This is a genomic window from Paenibacillus tepidiphilus, from assembly GCF_008635795.1.
Taxonomy (GTDB): Bacteria; Bacillota; Bacilli; order Paenibacillales; family Paenibacillaceae; genus Paenibacillus_AQ; species Paenibacillus_AQ tepidiphilus.
The window spans coordinates 164103-180872 of sequence record NZ_VWRQ01000001.1 but is presented as its reverse complement, the minus strand read 5'-3'; the positions used below and the strand labels follow the sequence as shown (position 1 = coordinate 180872).

At 53.9% G+C, this 16770-nt stretch carries 16 protein-coding genes; 5 read left to right on the top strand and 11 right to left on the bottom strand.

Translation table 11 applies throughout. The annotated features are described in order from the left end of the window. Positions 1-133: 133 nt before the first annotated feature. From F1379_RS00800 to F1379_RS00780, 5 genes are all read right to left on the bottom strand, one after another. A complete protein-coding gene (locus F1379_RS00800; protein WP_150265309.1) occupies positions 134-463 on the bottom strand; it encodes a hypothetical protein in 330 nt (109 codons plus the stop codon). 31 nt (positions 464-494) lie between these two features. Continuing rightward, complete coding sequence (locus F1379_RS00795) at positions 495-1196, bottom strand: pirin family protein (protein ID WP_150265307.1); 702 nt, start codon at positions 1194-1196, stop codon at positions 495-497. Between the two features lie 187 nt (positions 1197-1383). After that, complete coding sequence (locus F1379_RS00790) at positions 1384-2316, bottom strand: manganese-dependent inorganic pyrophosphatase (RefSeq protein ID WP_150265305.1); 933 nt, start codon at positions 2314-2316, stop codon at positions 1384-1386. Between the two features lie 100 nt (positions 2317-2416). Next, the gene (locus tag F1379_RS00785) at positions 2417-3079 is read right to left on the bottom strand and encodes a hypothetical protein (RefSeq protein ID WP_150265303.1); all 663 of its coding nucleotides are present in this window, start codon (positions 3077-3079) and stop codon (positions 2417-2419) included. A gap of 109 nt (positions 3080-3188) precedes the next feature. Then, on the bottom strand, positions 3189-3872 hold the full coding sequence (locus F1379_RS00780; RefSeq protein WP_150265301.1) for a YjjG family noncanonical pyrimidine nucleotidase: 684 nt from the start codon (positions 3870-3872) through the stop codon (positions 3189-3191). A 126-nt stretch (positions 3873-3998) separates the two neighbouring features. Between F1379_RS00780 and F1379_RS00775 the strand changes: the two genes are divergently transcribed. Then, positions 3999-4958 carry an MraY family glycosyltransferase gene (locus tag F1379_RS00775; protein ID WP_420850468.1) on the top strand — a complete coding sequence of 320 codons (960 nt, stop codon included), beginning with the start codon at positions 3999-4001 and terminating at the stop codon, positions 4956-4958. Between the two features lie 185 nt (positions 4959-5143). On the opposite strand, the gene F1379_RS00770 is transcribed toward F1379_RS00775, so the two are convergent. From F1379_RS00770 to F1379_RS00750, 5 genes are all read right to left on the bottom strand, one after another. Next, complete coding sequence (locus F1379_RS00770; RefSeq protein WP_150265297.1) at positions 5144-5659, bottom strand: mismatch-specific DNA-glycosylase; 516 nt, start codon at positions 5657-5659, stop codon at positions 5144-5146. 74 nt (positions 5660-5733) lie between these two features. Continuing rightward, the gene (locus F1379_RS00765) at positions 5734-7755 is read right to left on the bottom strand and encodes a DUF6449 domain-containing protein (RefSeq protein ID WP_150265294.1); all 2022 of its coding nucleotides are present in this window, start codon (positions 7753-7755) and stop codon (positions 5734-5736) included. Next, positions 7730-8632, bottom strand: coding sequence for an ABC transporter ATP-binding protein (locus F1379_RS00760; RefSeq protein WP_150265292.1), 903 nt, complete (start codon positions 8630-8632; stop codon positions 7730-7732). The genes F1379_RS00765 and F1379_RS00760 overlap by 26 nt, the downstream gene beginning before the upstream one ends. A gap of 3 nt (positions 8633-8635) precedes the next feature. Further along, complete coding sequence (locus F1379_RS00755; protein WP_150265290.1) at positions 8636-9013, bottom strand: GntR family transcriptional regulator; 378 nt, start codon at positions 9011-9013, stop codon at positions 8636-8638. A 165-nt stretch (positions 9014-9178) separates the two neighbouring features. Next, positions 9179-10321, bottom strand: a complete 1143-nt coding sequence (locus F1379_RS00750; protein WP_150265288.1) for a polysaccharide deacetylase family protein — start codon at positions 10319-10321, stop codon at positions 9179-9181. A gap of 501 nt (positions 10322-10822) precedes the next feature. Here F1379_RS00750 and qoxA point away from each other — a divergent pair. From qoxA to qoxD, 4 genes are read left to right on the top strand one after another with little or no spacing between them, the layout of a single operon-like run. Next, a complete protein-coding gene (gene qoxA, locus F1379_RS00745) occupies positions 10823-11839 on the top strand; it encodes a cytochrome aa3 quinol oxidase subunit II (protein ID WP_150265286.1) in 1017 nt (338 codons plus the stop codon). A gap of 46 nt (positions 11840-11885) precedes the next feature. Then, positions 11886-13829, top strand: coding sequence for a cytochrome aa3 quinol oxidase subunit I (gene qoxB, locus F1379_RS00740; RefSeq protein ID WP_150265284.1), 1944 nt, complete (start codon positions 11886-11888; stop codon positions 13827-13829). Then, complete coding sequence (locus tag F1379_RS00735; protein ID WP_150265282.1) at positions 13826-14422, top strand: cytochrome (ubi)quinol oxidase subunit III; 597 nt, start codon at positions 13826-13828, stop codon at positions 14420-14422. Before qoxB ends, F1379_RS00735 begins: the two co-directional genes overlap by 4 nt. Position 14423: 1 nt before the next feature. Beyond that, positions 14424-14717 (top strand): cytochrome aa3 quinol oxidase subunit IV, encoded by a 294-nt coding sequence (gene qoxD, locus F1379_RS00730; RefSeq protein WP_150265280.1) that lies wholly within the window; start codon positions 14424-14426, stop codon positions 14715-14717. A 325-nt stretch (positions 14718-15042) separates the two neighbouring features. Here the strand turns inward: qoxD and F1379_RS00725 are convergent, their stop codons facing one another. Further along, entirely contained in the window at positions 15043-16752 is a 1710-nt protein-coding gene (locus tag F1379_RS00725) for a methyl-accepting chemotaxis protein (protein WP_150265278.1), read from the bottom strand. Between the last annotated feature and the right edge of the window lie 18 nt (positions 16753-16770).

Genomic DNA, 16770 nt, shown 5'->3' with positions numbered 1-16770 from the left:
TACTTTCGTGTTACGTTTCATAACAAAGCTAGTATACCCAGCGCGGATTGTCAATGCCAAATGTCCTTTCCACCAGGACAGGACCTCTATGAAATCGCTGAACAAACATCAAATTAACTTCTGATGTGAGGGTTCACTCCCAATACTGGTCCGGCCGGTATTCAATTTCTGATTGCACAGTAATTACAAGGCTTCCTGCAGCTTCGTCATACTCTACAGGATTACTGCCGACGTAATACCAATGTTTGACCACCGGACCGCCCTCCGGCTCCTCAAAGCGGAACACATTCAGCTCGGACTTCAGCTCCGTCACCGCCTTGCCTTGTTCGGGTGACACGCCGTGCAGTGTAATCAGAGTCAGCCCGCCCTGCAGGTCGAAGCGGTAGGAAATCCCGTCCGTGCTGCTGACCAGCATTCTGCCCGTTACCGCATGCTTCACCAATACTCTTTCCTGCTGCGCCATCCCTCTTCCCTCCCTTAAAGGTTCGACTGTCTCACGGCAAATCAATCAGCATCACCAGACTGTCCTCATCAGCGGACAGCGTTAATTCCCCGACCTCTACGATCCGTGCAGAGTCACCGGGTGCCAGATGATGCTCCCCGTTCAACCGAAGCCGGCCATCGATCAGATAGAGAAATACGCGCCGTCCCTCCGCCTGCCGGAAGGTGAGCTCCTGCCCATTACCGGCCCGGCCCAGGTAGATCGTCATATCCTGGGCGATATCCATAACCTCTGCGCCGCCCTCCGGCGACACTACCGGCAGCAGCCGCCCGTGCAGCTTCTCGGGATCATAGCGTCCCGCACGGTAGGAGGGGGCGGTTCCCCGCGTGCCCGGCATGAACCAGAGCTGCAGCAGCCGCACCGGCTCCTCCGCCGACGGGTTATGCTCCGTATGGATCACACCCGTTCCCGCGGACATCCGCTGAATCCCTCCGAAACCGCTCTCCGCTACATTGCCGAGGTTATCCTCATGGCGCAGCGTTCCGGCCAGCACGATGGAGACGATCTCCATATCACTGTGGGGGTGGGCGCCGAAGCCCTTGCCCGGAGCAATCGTATCGTCATTGAACACCCGCATGGGCCCGAAGGCGGTATTCTCCGGATCGTAATAATCGCCGAACGAGAACAAATGGCTCCCCTTCAGCCAGCCATGATCAAACACATGCGCCGTTTGGGCGGAAAATATCTGGATCATTCAAGTTCCCTCCTCTTTGGTCTGCTCACCCTAGTTTAGCAGATACCCGGGAAATCCTGAAATCGCAGCCACGCCGCTTCCCTTTCCTGCCCCGCCAACGCAAAAAGCTCCGCCGGCATACCCAAGGGCTGCCGGCGGAGCTTGCCGCCGCTGTCAAAGCGGCTCAATCATTATTTCAGTGGCTCAATTAGAGCTTGGCGATTGTCTCGGTAAGCACCGGCACAATTTGCGATTTACGGGAGACAACACCCTTCAGCAGCGCCTTGTTATCGTCAAGCTTCACGTTGTATGCCTGCTCCACTGCACTGGCGATGCGGCCGAGAGCCAGACCGACGGAATCGTTGTTAAGGATGTCAGTAACGACGAACAGGAACAAATCCAGGCCCTTCTCGTCAATGATGGCGCTGAGCGCAGTCTCCAGCTCAGCCTGCTTGGAGAGCACATCGTTCACATCCACAGCATTAACCTGGGCAATTTCCACCTTGTGGCTGCCCATTGTAAACTCCTTGGCGTCCAGGGAGATCAGCTGTGCGATCGATTTGTCGCTAAGGTCGGCGCCGGCCTTGAGCATAGCCAGACCGTAGCTGTCGGCATCGACTCCGGCAATAGCTGCCAGTTCGCGTGCAGCGGCCACATCCTGCTCCGTGCAGGTAGGCGATTTGAACAGCAGGGAGTCGGAAATGATGGCGGACAGCAGCAGGCCGGCAATCTCCTTGGTTACGGCAACGCCATTCTCCTTGTACAGCTTGTTCAGGATCGTCGCGGTACAGCCGACCGGCTCTGCGCGGTAATACAGCGGATGAGCCGTTTCGAAGTTGGCAATCCGGTGATGGTCGATAACCTCAACCACACGGACCTGATCAATATCGCCGGCGCTTTGCTGGCGCTCGTTGTGATCCACCAGAATAACCTGCTTGGCTTCAGCGGCAACCTGTTCTACCAGACGCGGAGCCTCTACGCTGAAATAATCAAGCGCATATTGGGTTTCACCGTTGATTTCACCAAGACGAACCGGCTCGGCATCCCAGCCCAGCTCTTTCTTCAGCGCCGCGTAAGCGATTGCCGAGCAGATTGTATCCGTATCCGGATTTTTGTGTCCAAACACCAGTGTTTTTTCCATTTCCAATCTCCTTACTATGTTTTTTGTGAGAATAATATACCATACATTGATAGAGACAAGCCAGAACCGGTTCAATAGCACGAAATATTATATCTGGAGATCAGCTCTCCGACCAGGTAATAGTAAAAATATTATAGCCCGGGCGGGCAGTGGACGGCTTGCCGGTGATGGACACCGGACTGGTGCCGCCAAGCCGGCCAGTGATTTTGACCGTCGTTGCGGTTACGGTCTGCGAAGCATTATCCAGCCGCTTGATTCGCGCATACTCGCCATACACGAAGCCCATCGTTGCCAGCGATTCCTGGGTGGAATAAGAGAACGCCGCTTTCTTGACGCCGCCCTCATCCGTGTCGACCGTAGTGGCAATAACGGCATCGGACGGGATCGGAAAATCCTTCGGCAGATTTACGGGACGCACGGTGCTTTCCACCGGAGCCGCAGCGCTGCCGCTGCCCGTTCCAGCTCCCGTTGCGGCGCCGCTGCCGATCCGCACTTTATAATTGGCGGCGTCATACGTAATCGGCACCTTCAGAGCGTCCGCCACCGAGCGGATCGGCAGATAAGTCAGACCCTCATAGGTGATCGGACGCAGCGTCTTGCCATTGCCGTCCCGCAGCCAATAAGGCGAGCCGTCCACCTCTACACCGATGCTGTTATTGAGATATGCCTTGATCTGCTGGAGATTCGCCCCCGCGTACACACCGGCCGAGCCGGTCGCCATCATTCCCGCGGCTACCGCCGCGATCAGCCATTTTCGCTTCATTCAAATCCTCTCCCGTGTATAAATATGGTGATTGCAGTGTTGCTATATATTTAACACAGGGAGAGGGTTTCAACCCTAAATCCCGGTAAATCCAGGGTATACTCTTCTTCTAACGCACAATCTCCAGCAGTTCGGCTAAATCCCGGATTTCGTAGGTCGGCTGCAGGCCCAGCTCATTCGGGCGTCCGAGCGGGTTAAACCAGCAGGTGTCAATGCCGTAGTTGATACCGCCCTGGATATCGGAGGTCAGCGAATCGCCGACGATCAGCACCTTAGCTTTGTCGCTGAGGCCAAGCTCGGCAAAGGCATAATCAAAGATGGCCCGCTCCGGCTTCTGGCTGCCCGCTTCCTCAGAGATAATGATGCGTTCAAACGTCTTCGCCAGCGGCGAGCCCTTAATCCTGGACAACTGCACATCCTTGATCCCGTTAGTAATAATGGCCAGCCTGCAGCCGGACAACTGCCCGCACAGCTCCGCAGCGCCCTGGATCAAATAGGTGCCTTCACCCAGAAAGCGCAGGTAAGCCTCACTGAACGCTGACGGATCGAGCTCCAGCTGATGGCGCGCAAACAGCCGGTTAAAGCGCTCCACGCGCAGGGCAGCGGAGGAAATGACGCCTTTCTCCAGATCTCTCCATAACGCCTGATTGATCTCCCTGTAGCTCGCAGCATATTCCTCCGCTCCCGTCGGCAGCCCAAAATGCGCAAACACATTGTAAAAGGCCGTGCTTTCAGCCATCCCGTAATCAAACAATGTATCATCGGCATCAAACAAAATTACCTCATATTTCATATGTAACCTTCGCCCCTCTTCTGCGCGTCGACAACTGCTGTCGATCTGCGTTATAATTTGGACAGCCCTTCTGAACGTTTGGCTAACCTAAACCCTGCTTTTCAAAAAACAACGGTGGTGATTGTCATTTTATACGTTTTATCGTTCGTTGTGTCATTTTTAATTGTTTACCTGTTGATCCCCCCGCTCGGCCGCCTGGCGTTCCGGCTTGACTTCGTGGACAGGCCCCGGCAGGATACCGAACGCAAGATTCACCGTGAACCGATTCCGCTGACCGCCAGCTATGCGATTTTTCTTGGCTTTTTCATTACATATCTGCTATTCGCCCGTGATTTCTCGCTGGAGACGCTCGCTCTGTTTGCCGGCGGCGTGCTTCTGCTGACTATAGGCACCATTGACGACTGGTACAAGACCAAAGGCAAAGACTTCCCGGCGCTGCCGAAGTTCGTCGTGCAGATTGGCGCAGCCGTGCTTGTATTCCTTTCCGGCAATGCCTTTACCGGATTCATTAACCCGTTCTCGGGAGATTATGTTTCGCTTCCGGTGCTGCTGCAGTTTATCCTGACCATCCTGTGGATCTTCGGAGTAACGACAGTCATCAACTTCTCCGATGGAATGGACGGCCTGGCGGGAGGACTGACCGCCATCTCCGCCGTAACGCTGTTTATTGTCGCTCTGACCAAAGGACAGTCGGCCTCAGCCATGATGGCCATCATCCTTGTCGGCGTTACGCTTGCTTACCTGCGCTATAACAAAGCGCCGGCCAAGATCTTCATGGGCGATGCGGGGGCGACCTTCCTGGGCTTCATCCTGGCGGTTATCGCCCTGGACGGCGCCTTCAAGCAGGCTACAGTGCTGTCGCTGTTCATTCCGATTCTGGCTCTCGGCGTACCGATCTTCGACAATATTTTCGTTGTTATCAAGCGTTTCCTCAAGGGGCAGGCCATCTATCAAGCCGATGCCACCCAGGTGCATTACCGGCTGCTGAAGGCCGGCCTCAACCAGAAGCAGGTCGTCGCCGTGCTGTATCTGGTCAGCGTCTGCCTGTCGCTGTCCTCCATTATATTGCTGTTAATTGAAACATAAGATACTCCGTGCCGCACAAGAAGAGCAGCGCTCCTCCTCCGGGAGAGAACGCTGCTCTTTTTTCATGCCGCTTTATAGTTACACCGGTGAAGGAACGAACCCCGTCACGGCTATGTTGCCGGAAGCGCAAGCTGATCCCAAGCGCTTGCCGGCCAGGCAATCTTTCATCCCGGAACAGCCATCCGTTACGGCTGCTCCCGGATGTACTCCGCCAGCCGGCGGTAAATATCTACAATCTCCTCCATCGGCATCCGTACCAGCCCGCTGGAGGACGGGGCGACGAATTCCCGCACCCCGTCGACCACCGGCTCGCCCTCCTGAAATCCCCACTCCGCCTTAGGCCTCCGGCTGTACTCCGTGTAGACCCCCTTGCCGACAAAGCAGGCAATTTCCGGCCTGAACAAGGCCAGCTTGGTACGCAGCAGCTCGCGTCCCTCTGCATACTCTTCGCGCGTAATATCCTCCGCTCCGCGTGTCGGGCGGGCAACGATATTCGTGAACCCGTAGCCCAGCTTCAGCAGCTCGCCGTCCTCTGCAGCATGGTACAGGCGCGGCGTCAGCCCCGAGCCCTGGAGGATGCGCCAGAAGTTATTGCGCGGATTGGCATAATGATGGCCTGACTCGCCCGAGCGGATGCTGGGATTGAAGCCGATAAACACAATGCTCAGACCATGGTCCAGATGATCCGGGACCTCATTCATTAAGCTATCCCCTCCCGTCTCAGGAAAATGCCCGGCTTATCGGCCGGCCTGCCGCTTCCGGACGGCGGAGGCCGTCATTTTAGCGGAAGCAATGCCTTGATCGCCGGTGTTGCGTCTTTCTCTTCAACCGACACATATTCGGATCGCCCGTTGGTATACTCCATTATAACCACATACGCTCCATTAGTACCTTGATAGTTGCGTCTGTGGTCCAGAATATCGGCAATCACCGTTTTATCGGTTGTAATAGACGTACGCTTCTCGCTGCGGGCCAGCTGCAGATGGACATCAAGATTGTATAACTGCTCGGAGCTCAGCTTGCCCGGGTAATTATCCTGAAAGATTTCCACAGACTTCACCTCCTGCGGCAAGGTCCGGACTTTATCGGCGTATCCCTTCTGTTCAAGCCAGCGGTCCAGCTCATGATAGGACTCCACCCATTCATAGGTGAAGTTATAATAGATCTGGGACTGGACGCCCGGTTTAGGCACCGTTTGAATGGTAGCCCGGGGGATTTGCCCTCCCGTCTGATCTTCATAGGACATGGCGAGAATTTCCCGTCTCAGGATATCCATGAATTCAGCAACCTCTCCGGGTTCGGAGATTCTGATGAACTTTTCCCCATTGCCGATCCGGAAGCTTTCCACCTCGTCATTTAATGCGAAGACTCTGTATTGCTTGCGTTTAAATTCCTCGTGTTCCATGACCGCCTTCAGCTCCGCTTCAAAGCCGGCATCCGGGAGCCAATAGGTACGCAGCAATTCTCTGCCGCTCTCCAGCTTGTAAGCAAGATTGAAATAATGACTGCCCGTCCCGTAATACTGCGCACGATCATTGTCACCGTCACCGGGACGAGCCGTGACGATGGCCTGATGCAGCTTGCGGACAGCTTCGATATAATTCTTGTCCTGCGATAAAGCTTGCTCATCAGCGAACTGCCGGTCTTCACCGGCCATATCGCTGCCGAACATCTGATAGTTATCCCCGATGTATACTCCTTCAATCTTTGCAGACTGCGGCACACGGTTCTCATATCCGTTCCAGTCGCTGATCGGAAACCAGATGGCAAGGCCCAGCAAGCCGGCATACAAGGCAAACTCCAGCGGAACCCTGCGGGTCAGGATGTGCCAGGATTTGCGGATAATCATCTCGGCCGCAATATAGCCAATCAGCGCACCCAGGACATAACCGGTGATGACCCACCCCGGCTGCCGGGCCTGCACACTGGCAAAATAGGTGCCGGAGATGAGCATGGCGCACAGCATTACACCGGCTTTAAACAGCGGATTAAAGTAAGTGAAGGCCAGCGCATACCCCGTCTTCTCCGCCTGCCGTTTGCGGTACAGGACAAAGGAAAGTGCGCCGAACACAACACTTAATGCCGCATATATCCCTATTTCGGTCATGCTGAAAGGTTCTACTGTAATATCCATCAGTTTGTAGACCGGTGACCAATTTTCGATCATTCCCATACGGCTGAAATTATCCGAGTACCCGTATAAATACATATTGAGATGCAAATTGATCAGCAGTAGCAGGACGGCGGGGAGCAGCAGCAGGATATAAATGACTATCCCCTGAAGCACGGTCTGTCCCGTACAGATGCCGACAAAGACCCCGAATAAATAGAAGAATACGGTGATAACACTGACACTCAGACACCAGATCCAGACATCCGCAGCCTGATACAGAAACGCATTGCTGTCCAGTGAATGCAGCAAGGCGGCCAGCACCGAGGTCAGCCAGACTGGAACGAGCAGAAGCAGTCCGCCGCTGAGCATATGCCCGGCCAGCAGCCGTTCCCGGCGCAGGGGCAGGCTATGCCACAAATCCGACGGCTGCTTGGACTGCAGATAACGGAACTGGAACAGCGCAGCGGCTACGGGCAGAGTAAGAATAAACAGCATCTGCACATTTCCGGCGATATCAAACAAGCTGTCGATTTCAAGCGGCGGCCGTTCGTCACTGCCACTGAGCAGCATTTGCAGCGGAACGGCAAACAGCAGTCCCAGCGTGTACATAATCCCGATCCAGCCATGCTGGCGCATATTCTGGCGGAAGATTCCGCCGTTAAAGAAGAATCGGCTGCGCGTCATAACCGGCATCCCCCATTTCGTAGATAAAGATTTCTTCAAGCGTCAGCGGCAGCAGGTCCAGCACGTAAGGATCGTACACCCGGAACGTCTGCTCAATGCGTGCCCGGTCCCCTTTGACAATATAGAGATTGACACTGCCGCGTGTCTCCCGGTGCAGAATCTGCAGCTTGGCGGCCAGCGCGGTCGCATGCCTGTCATCCCGCAAGGCAACCTGCACCTTGTGTGTGTCTGCCTTGAGTTCATCCAGCTCCCGCTCCACCAGCATGCGGCCATGGTGCATAATGCCGATATGGTCGCACAGATCCTCGATCTCGCGCAGATTGTGCGAGGATATTATTACTGTAAGGCCACGGTCCGCCACCTCCTGGAACAGCAGGTTCTTGATTTGCCGCCGCATTACGGGGTCCAGCCCGTCAATCGGCTCGTCCATAATCAATACCTCCGGCATACAGCTCAGCGCCAGCCATACCGAAGCCTGCCGCTGCATCCCCTTGGAGAACCGGCTCAGCTTGCGGCGTGTGTCCAGCTTGAACACCGCCTCCAGCTCCTTGAAACGCTTATCACTCCACCCCGGATACACGGAGCGGTAGAATTCAGCCATCGTCCGCAGGGAGGCCTGCGGGAAAAAATACGGAATATCCGGCATAAAGATCACTCCGCGCTTTACCTCCGGTTGTTCAAAGACCGGCTGGCCGCCGATTGTGACCGTCCCCTCCTCTGGCCGGTAGATGCCGGCGAGCGTTTTGAGCAGCGTAGTTTTGCCGGCGCCGTTGGAACCGAGCAGCCCATAAATGGCTCCCCGTTTCACGGTGAGCGATACGCCGTCAATCGCCTTCTCTCCCTGGAAGCTCTTGCTGACTCCGCGAATCTCGATCATCATTTATCCCCTTTCTTTCTGCTCCAGCGCCTGACGGTACAATTCGCCAATCTCGGCTTCGGTAAATCCGAGATACACGGCCTCAGCCATCAGGCGCAGCAATGCTTCGCGCATCTCTGCCCGCCTGCCGCCCGTAAGCTCGGGCCCAAGCACCGCCACGAAGCTCCCCTTGCCCGGAAGCGAATAAATGTAGCCCTCGCGCTCCAGTTCCCGGTATGCTTTTTGAATTGTGTTGGGGTTGACGGTGAGCTGTGAGGACAAGACTCTTACCGAAGGCAACTGTTCATCCGGCTGCAGAACTCCGTGCACAATCATTTCCTTAATCTTGTCGGTAAGCTGCTCGTATATCGGCTTGCGGCTGCGAATATCCAATTCGAACAATGGCCGTCCTCCTTTCTGAATGCTGCGACCAGTGCAATTTCCATAGCATCTGTATTAACTGTACTATTATTAATAATACAGTTGAATACTGTTGTCAACACAAAAAACGGCCCTCCCGGACCGTTTCCCTGAACGCAGCATGTATATTCTGTGCTCTTCCGCTTTTCAACGTTTGTCTTTCCAGAAATTCACCGGTGTCATACTGCCGGTAATCACTCCAAAGCTATATCCTTCCTTCTTCAGTTCATCCAGAATTCGCGGCAGCACGAGCAGTGTTGCCTTCTGGTCATGCATCAGGATGACCGGATCAGTCTTGCTTGACTTCAGCTTGTGCACCTGCGCCATAACGGAGTTATAGATCGTCGCACTGTCCTCTTTGTACTTCCAATCCTCAGAATCTACGTTCCAATCCCATAAATGGTACCCCTGGACCAGCACCTTATCCCTGAAGCTTCGGGTAAAATAGGGCTTGCTGCCATATGGCGGACGGATCAGTGTAGTTCCCTTCCCGGCAAGCTTTGTCAGAATTGCATTCGCGTCCTCCATCTCCTGCAAAGCGGCTGCCGGAGAGGCATAAAATTTGTCTTTGACGTGGGTCATGCCATGCAGCCCGAGGCCATGGCCGTCTGCGGCTATCCGTTTCACTTGAGCCGGATACTGCCGCATGTGCTGTCCCAGCATGAAAAAGCTCGCCCTCACTCCATGCTTGCCGAGCTGGTCCAGCAGCTGCGTTGTCGTCGCAGACGGCCCGTCGTCAAAGGTCAGGTAGACCGTTTGCCCGGGTTTGCCGCTGGATGCTGCCGTTCCGGCATCAGGCGACGGCTTCGGCTTTAATTCAGCCTTGAATTTCTCCGCAAAAGCGGCATTGTCCAGCTTCGCCGCACCGCTCCATACCCGCAGCAAATATTTATCCGGTTCATAGGAAACGCTATATCCAAGATAGATGCTGAGCTTCAGCGGAATCAACAGACTGCCGTTATCCAGAACGGTATTCATTGGCACCGTGGTACCGTCCTTCAGCAAGGCCCCGCCGTTATTGCTGAGCAGCAGCAATGAACGTGAGTTCCCGGCTACCTGGATTCCATTCTTCTGACCGGTAATCCTCCAGCCAAGCGCGTCGGACAAGCTGCGCAGGGGTACATAATAGGTGTTATGGATCGATACCGCGCGGATTTCCGACACCGAGTCCTCTACAGCAAGCTTCAATGAGGGGGAAACACCGCCCGCAGCCGCTCCGGCTGCCGGTGTCAATGTGCCAAGAAGGAGGTATAAAGACAAGAATAATAGCATTACTTTTTTAATGGGCACCGGCTCTAAACTCCTAACTAAGTATATTTATCTATTACTTTATCACATCCCTGAATTAGGAGATTTGAGAGATTGTAACCGGCCACAGAAAATGCTGTTACCCTTCTGCTGTGAAAAAAGACACAATCGTAACTTTTAGCTTAAAAGCTCTTTATCGCGTCGAACCCTGTCACCGCAACGAAAAAACGCATACAATACCGGTTTTTCAGACAAAGTAGTTGTGACGAAATTGGTAACAATCATTTATAATTGTCTAAATTGTGAACTTCCTTAAAAACAGCTTAAAACGCGTCGTTACAGTGATCTTTGTCATACATAACAAGTAACGTAACAATTTAGACAAATATCTTTAACTGAATCGCCATTTTTAAGGTCGTTTCTAGTCTTTATGACAAAAAATGTCTTTTGCAATCCGGGTAAGTAATTCTTACTATAGATTAAGGTTATGGATTGATTGTTTAACGATCGGCCAATGAAAAGTATTGAAGGAAGGAGTTCGTTATGAACAAAAAGGGACCTTTATACGCTTTGTTTCTCAGCCTAGTCCTGCTCTTGCCGGGATGCAGTTCGCTCGCTGTTCTGAACCCGAAGGGACCGGCTGCACGGACTTTGTCGGACACCATCATTCTCTCGATTCTGGTGATGCTAGGTGTTCTGGCCGTTGTCTACATCTTATATGTCTTCGTGCTGGTGAAATACCGGGCCAAGAAGAGCAACGAAGGGTACATTCCCGAGCATGAGGAGGGCAACAAGGTACTGGAGGCAATCTGGATTATTATCCCGATTATTATCGTAGCCTTCCTGTCCGTCGTTACCGTCAAGTCAACGCATGCCGTCGAGAATGTTGCCGAAGAGTACAAGGATCAGGACCCGCTGGTGATTTATGCGTCCTCATCCAACTGGAAATGGCATTTCAGCTATCCGGAGGAAGGCATTGAAACGGTTAACTACGTCAACATTCCGGTTCACCGTGCGGTGGAATTCCGCCTCTATTCGTTCGGCACCATCACAAGCTTCTGGATTCCGCAGCTTGCGGGTCAAAAGTATGCGATGAGCGACATGCTCACCGAGCTGAATCTCTCCGCCGACACCATTGGCTCTTATATGGGCCGCAACTCGAACTTCAGCGGCAAGGGCTTTGCCCATATGGAGTTTGAAGCGCTGGTTATGAGCGACGAAGAATACAATGACTGGGTCAAGGAAGTCAAGGACACAGCCCCTGAGCTGACCGAGGATGAGTTCAAGACACTGCTGGCCGCCGAGCATCTCGGACGCAAAACCTATTCCTCCACTCATCTGACATTCAGCCCGCCACCGGGAGACCACAGTGAGCATATGAGCGGCGGTGGTACGGAAACGGATTTGGATAACGGAAACGAGGATCATCAGGAGAATAAGGAGATTCATCCTTCACCTGAGCCTTCCAGCCAGACCGAATTTGATGGTGAGCCGCATCCGGAGCTGGAAGAACCGCTCCCAAGCTCGCCTGTCGATGAAAGTACACACGAGGGCCACTAAGCTCTTGCCATAGTTCGAAGCAATCACCCTGAAAGGAGCCACCCTAATGGATTTAGAAAAATTTAAGGTTCACGGCGAACCCCTGATTTACGGAGCCATGATCAGTATCGCACTGGCAACCATCGGGATTCTCGTTGGACTTACCTACTTTAAAAAATGGGGATACCTGTGGCGCGAGTGGCTTACTACAGTAGACCATAAACGGATTGGCGTCATGTACATCATCGCCGCCCTGCTCATGCTGTTCCGCGGCGGCGTCGATGCAATGATGATGCGTCTGCAGACCGCAGCGCCGGAGATGAAATTCCTCGACGCACAGCACTATAACGAGGTATTTACTACGCACGGTCTGATCATGATTCTATTCATGGCAATGCCTTTTATCATCGGCCTGATGAACGTGATCATCCCGCTGCAGATCGGCGCACGCGACGTCGCTTTCCCGCGGCTGAATGCGATCAGCTTCTGGCTCTTCTTCATGGGAGCCATGCTGCTTAATATCTCCTTCGTCATCGGCGGTTCGCCGGATGCCGGCTGGTCGGCTTACTTCCCGCTGGCCAGTCTCGAGTTCAGTCCGACGGTCGGCAACAACTATTACTCCCTGGCGCTGCAGATTTCCGGTATCGGGACACTCATGACCGGCGTCAACTTTATCGTCACTATTCTGAAGATGCGCGCACCGGGCATGACGCTGATGAAGATGCCGATGTTCACCTGGTCCGTGCTGATCACCAACATTATCATCGTCTTTGCGTTCCCGGTTCTGACCGTAGCGCTCGCGCTGATGATGTTCGACCGCCTGTTCGGCTCGCAGTTCTTCACGATGGCCAACGGCGGGATGGATATGCTCTGGGCCAACCTGTTCTGGGTTTGGGGCCATCCGGAAGTATATATCGTAATATTGCCGGCTTTCGGGATATACAGTGAAATTATCGCCACATTCTCCAAGAAGAACCTGTACGGCTACACCTCCATGGTCTTCAGTATGGTGATTATCTCGCTCCTCTCCTTCGTGGTTTGGGCGCATCACTTCTATACGATGGGTCAAGGGGTTATGGTCAACAGCTTCTTCTCCATCACCACGATGGCGATAGCCGTACCGACCGGGGTCAAAATATTTAACTGGCTGTTCACCCTGCGCAAAGGGCGAATAACCTTTACGACACCGATGCTATACACGCTGGCCTTTATTCCGATCTTTACGATCGGCGGGGTAACCGGCGTCATGCTGGCGATGGCCAGCGCCGACTACCAGTATCACAATACGATGTTCCTGGTTGCGCATTTCCACTACGTGCTGATTCCGGGCGCCGTGTTCGCGGTTATCGCCGGGTTCCATTACTGGTTCCCTAAAGTATTCGGCTTCCGTCTGAATGACCGGATCGGCAAGCACGCCTTCTGGTGGATCGCGATCTCGTTCAATGTGACCTTCTTCCCGATGTTCTTCCTGGGACTGATGGGCATGACACGCCGTACGTATACCTACTCCGAAGAGAGCGGCTTCGGCCCGCTGAATATGCTCTCCTTCGTCGGCGCTGTGGGCCTGGCGATCGGCTTCGTCATTCTGGTATACAACATTTACTGGAGTACACGTTATGCACCAAGAGATACAACCGGCGATCCTTGGGACGGCCGTACCCTGGAATGGGCGACGCATAGTCCGATCCCGGCTTATAACTTTGCTGTAATTCCTAAAGTGGAATCCCGCGATCCTTTCTGGGAGTCCAAACGGAAGAATATTCCGCTGTACGAAGACAAGATCACCAAGATTCACCTGCCGAACAACACCGGAAAGCCGTTCATTTTGGGAGTAATCTTCTTCTTCCTGGGCTTCTTCCTCGTCTTCAGCATGTGGATTCCGGCCATCGTCGCCGGGGTCGGCATCATCATTATGCTGGCCGTCATGTCCTTTGAGCGGGATCATGGCTTCTATATTTCGGCGGAAGAAGTCGCCGCTACCGAAAAGAAATTGCGGGGTGAGACTGTATGAAGATAGATGCGTCCAAGCCGCTTGAATATTCAACGGAAGAGAACAGTAATAAAATCTTCGGATTCTGGGTGTTCCTGGGAGCGGAAATCCCGCTCTTTGCCACCCTGTTCACAGTATATTTTGTCATGGTGAACCGCTTTGCGGACGGTCCGAGCGGCCCTGAGCTGTTCGAGATCGGCCCGGTGCTGGCGGAAACATTCCTGCTGCTTACTAGTTCGTTCACCATCGGTCTGGCCGTACATGCCATGCGTCTTGGTTACAAAAAGGCTACGCTGGTGTTCATGGGCATCACGCTGCTGATGGGCCTCGCCTTTATCGGCATCGAAATTGACGAGTTCTTCACTTACGTGCATGAAGGGGCAACGCTGCAGACCAGCGGCTTCCTGTCCAGTCTGTTCGTTCTGCTCGGCACCCACGGCGCTCACGTCAGCTTCGGCTTTCTGTGGGGCGTGGCCATTATGATTCAGCTCTGGCGCGAGGGCATCAGCCCGGCTACCGCCAACAAAACATTTATCTTCTCACTGTTCTGGCACTTCCTGGACGTTGTCTGGATCTTTATCTTCAGCTTCGTCTACCTGAAAGGACTGATGTGATATGATAAAGCAACTGTTTCCCATCCGTCATGTGATCGGTTATCTTGCGTCCCTGGTCCTTTCAGCAGCTGCACTCGTCGTCATTTACGGAGACCTCTCCGATGCGGCAAATATGACAGTGCTGCTGATAACGGCCATCATCCAGGCATCGCTCCAGCTCTTCGTCTTCATGCATATCGGTGAATCTGCCGATACCAAGAAAGAGCTGTACATCAATATCGGTTACGCGCTGTTCGTCGGCCTGATTACGATCTTCGGAACGCTGTTCATCTTCGTATGGGGCTGGTACGCGTAAAGCGCTCCAATAACTGCATTGTAGTATGAATGATTCCCGCCCCCGGCAGAAGCCGGGGGCGGGTTTTTGTTTGTTCGTTGATCAGGATTGAAATGTACACTCTGCTGCACTAAATACAATCGCTGCATTTAGGCCAGATCCCCTTGCTGTCCCCCGTTGAATCTTTTTGTGATCATCTGGAGCAGGAGCTACAGCATGACTTCAATCCGAAAAAGAAACCGCCATAAAGTAAAGCAGAGCAGCGATTCTCCTGAATCACTGCTCTGCTTATATCCCGCTCTGCTATCCCTCTTAAATTACACCTGAACATTAGGAGCCTGCCGGATTACAGCTTGAACCGGCTCAATTCCTTCTGCAAATCCTCGGCAAGCGTGGCCAAATACTGGGCGGAATAAGACATCTCGCCCATGGCCGACAGCTGTTCTTCGCTTGCTGCGCTGGTATCCTGAACATCGCCCGCGCCTTTGCGTGAAATCCGGCTCGCTTCATCCATCGCCTGCGCAACCCCCTCCGACTCTACGGAGATATGCCGGATCGCTTCCTGCATCCCCTCCGTCTGCCGCAGGGCAGCATCAATCGACTGCTGAATCTCGCTGAAGGCTTTGGCTACCAACGCGCTCTGCGCTACACCATCTGATACCTGGGCTGAGCCTTGGGCCATTGCCTCCACGGCTTCTGCCGTCTGCAGCTGGATATGGGTAATAATCTCCGTAATCCGCAGCGAGCTTGCACCTGTCGCTTCGGCCAGCTTGCGGATCTCACCCGCCACCACCGCAAAGCCCCGGCCATGCTCACCGGCCCTTGCAGCTTCAATCGAAGCATTCAGCGATAATAGATTGGTCTGCGTAGCAATTCCGTTGATTGTGGTAATAATCGTGTTGATTTCCTCGGACAGGCTGCCCAGATTGGTCACTACTGCCTGGCTGCCGGACACACTGCTGTCAATCCGCTGCATCTGGTCCAGGATCAGCTCCACCGCTTCGGCTCCGCGGTCGGTCGAGTCTGCAGCTTCGTTCATCAGTCCGGACATCTCTCCGCCGCTGCGCTCCATCGCATTAATCTCCTCTGCCATCGTCTTCACTGAGGAGGTCGTCCGCTCAATGGTCACCGCCTGAGCCTCGAAGCCTTCGGCAATTTCACTGGAGGTCTCGGCAATCAGCTGCGAAGCGCGCGCCGTCTGCTCCGCACTGGCGCTCATCTGCTGGGAGGAGGCAGAGAGCATCTCTGCGCTCTCCGCAATGCCCTGCATCATGGACCTCAACCCGCCGAGCATCCGGTTGAAGGACTCGTTGATCTGGCCGATCTCATCCCTGGAGCTGTAAGCGGCCGTTACCGACAGATCTCCTTCTTCCGCACGCTTCATCAGTCCCTGCAGCTCCCGCAGCGGCTTCGTGATTAACCGTGTGATTAGGACGCTGATCAGAATGATGAGCACCCAAGCTGCAGTTATAATTACACCGTTCGTCGTCTGGGAGCTTGCGGCTGTGTCAGAGTTGAGCTTATTCTGCGCTTCGGCATCGGCCAACAGCAGCTTGGAGGTCTCATCCAGCAGACCGGTCATCTGTGTGCGGGCTTCGCTGAAGGCCTTTCCGGAGAAGACCTGATAGCCTTCTCTGTTCATATTTTGGGCGGCCAGCTGCAGAATCGTTTCACGCTGCGCCCGGTAATCATCCAGCAGCGACACGTACTGGTTGATATTATCGGTAATGGCAGTATCGCCGAACTGTATCTGCCGAAGCTGTCTCATCAGCCCGTTGTTCTTTTCTATGCCGGATTGAATTCCTTCCGCAAGCTCCTGAGTCTTTGCCTTATCAGTGCTGAGCAGATCTTCCAGCAGATAGGACTCAATCACACGGTTGGTCGCCCGGATCTCGGTCACCAGGTAGATCGGCTGCAGATTTTCGCTGTATGTCTTCTGGGAACGCTTCGCCATATCATCGGTGGTCATTATTCCGACCATGCCTAGAACGATGATCACAATGACGGCGATAGCTGCAAGCACCGCCATTTTATATTTCACTTTCAGTTGCTTCATCTTTCCTATTCACCTCTT

Excerpts from the sequence above, each read along its gene's own strand:
- F1379_RS00780 (WP_150265301.1), bottom strand. The coding sequence starts at position 3,872 with ATGAAATATGAGGTAATTTTGTTTGATGCCGATGATACATTGTTTGAT.
- F1379_RS00735 (WP_150265282.1), top strand. The coding sequence starts at position 13,826 with ATGAAGATAGATGCGTCCAAGCCGCTTGAATATTCAACGGAAGAGAAC.
- F1379_RS00795 (WP_150265307.1), bottom strand. The coding sequence starts at position 1,196 with ATGATCCAGATATTTTCCGCCCAAACGGCGCATGTGTTTGATCATGGC.
- F1379_RS00800 (WP_150265309.1), bottom strand. The coding sequence starts at position 463 with ATGGCGCAGCAGGAAAGAGTATTGGTGAAGCATGCGGTAACGGGCAGA.
- F1379_RS00760 (WP_150265292.1), bottom strand. The coding sequence starts at position 8,632 with ATGATCGAGATTCGCGGAGTCAGCAAGAGCTTCCAGGGAGAGAAGGCG.
- qoxB (WP_150265284.1), top strand. The coding sequence starts at position 11,886 with ATGGATTTAGAAAAATTTAAGGTTCACGGCGAACCCCTGATTTACGGA.
- qoxD (WP_150265280.1), top strand. The coding sequence starts at position 14,424 with ATGATAAAGCAACTGTTTCCCATCCGTCATGTGATCGGTTATCTTGCG.
- F1379_RS00725 (WP_150265278.1), bottom strand. The coding sequence starts at position 16,752 with ATGAAGCAACTGAAAGTGAAATATAAAATGGCGGTGCTTGCAGCTATC.
- qoxA (WP_150265286.1), top strand. The coding sequence starts at position 10,823 with ATGAACAAAAAGGGACCTTTATACGCTTTGTTTCTCAGCCTAGTCCTG.
- F1379_RS00785 (WP_150265303.1), bottom strand. The coding sequence starts at position 3,079 with ATGAAGCGAAAATGGCTGATCGCGGCGGTAGCCGCGGGAATGATGGCG.
- F1379_RS00790 (WP_150265305.1), bottom strand. The coding sequence starts at position 2,316 with ATGGAAAAAACACTGGTGTTTGGACACAAAAATCCGGATACGGATACA.
- F1379_RS00765 (WP_150265294.1), bottom strand. The coding sequence starts at position 7,755 with ATGACGCGCAGCCGATTCTTCTTTAACGGCGGAATCTTCCGCCAGAAT.
- F1379_RS00770 (WP_150265297.1), bottom strand. The coding sequence starts at position 5,659 with ATGAATGAGGTCCCGGATCATCTGGACCATGGTCTGAGCATTGTGTTT.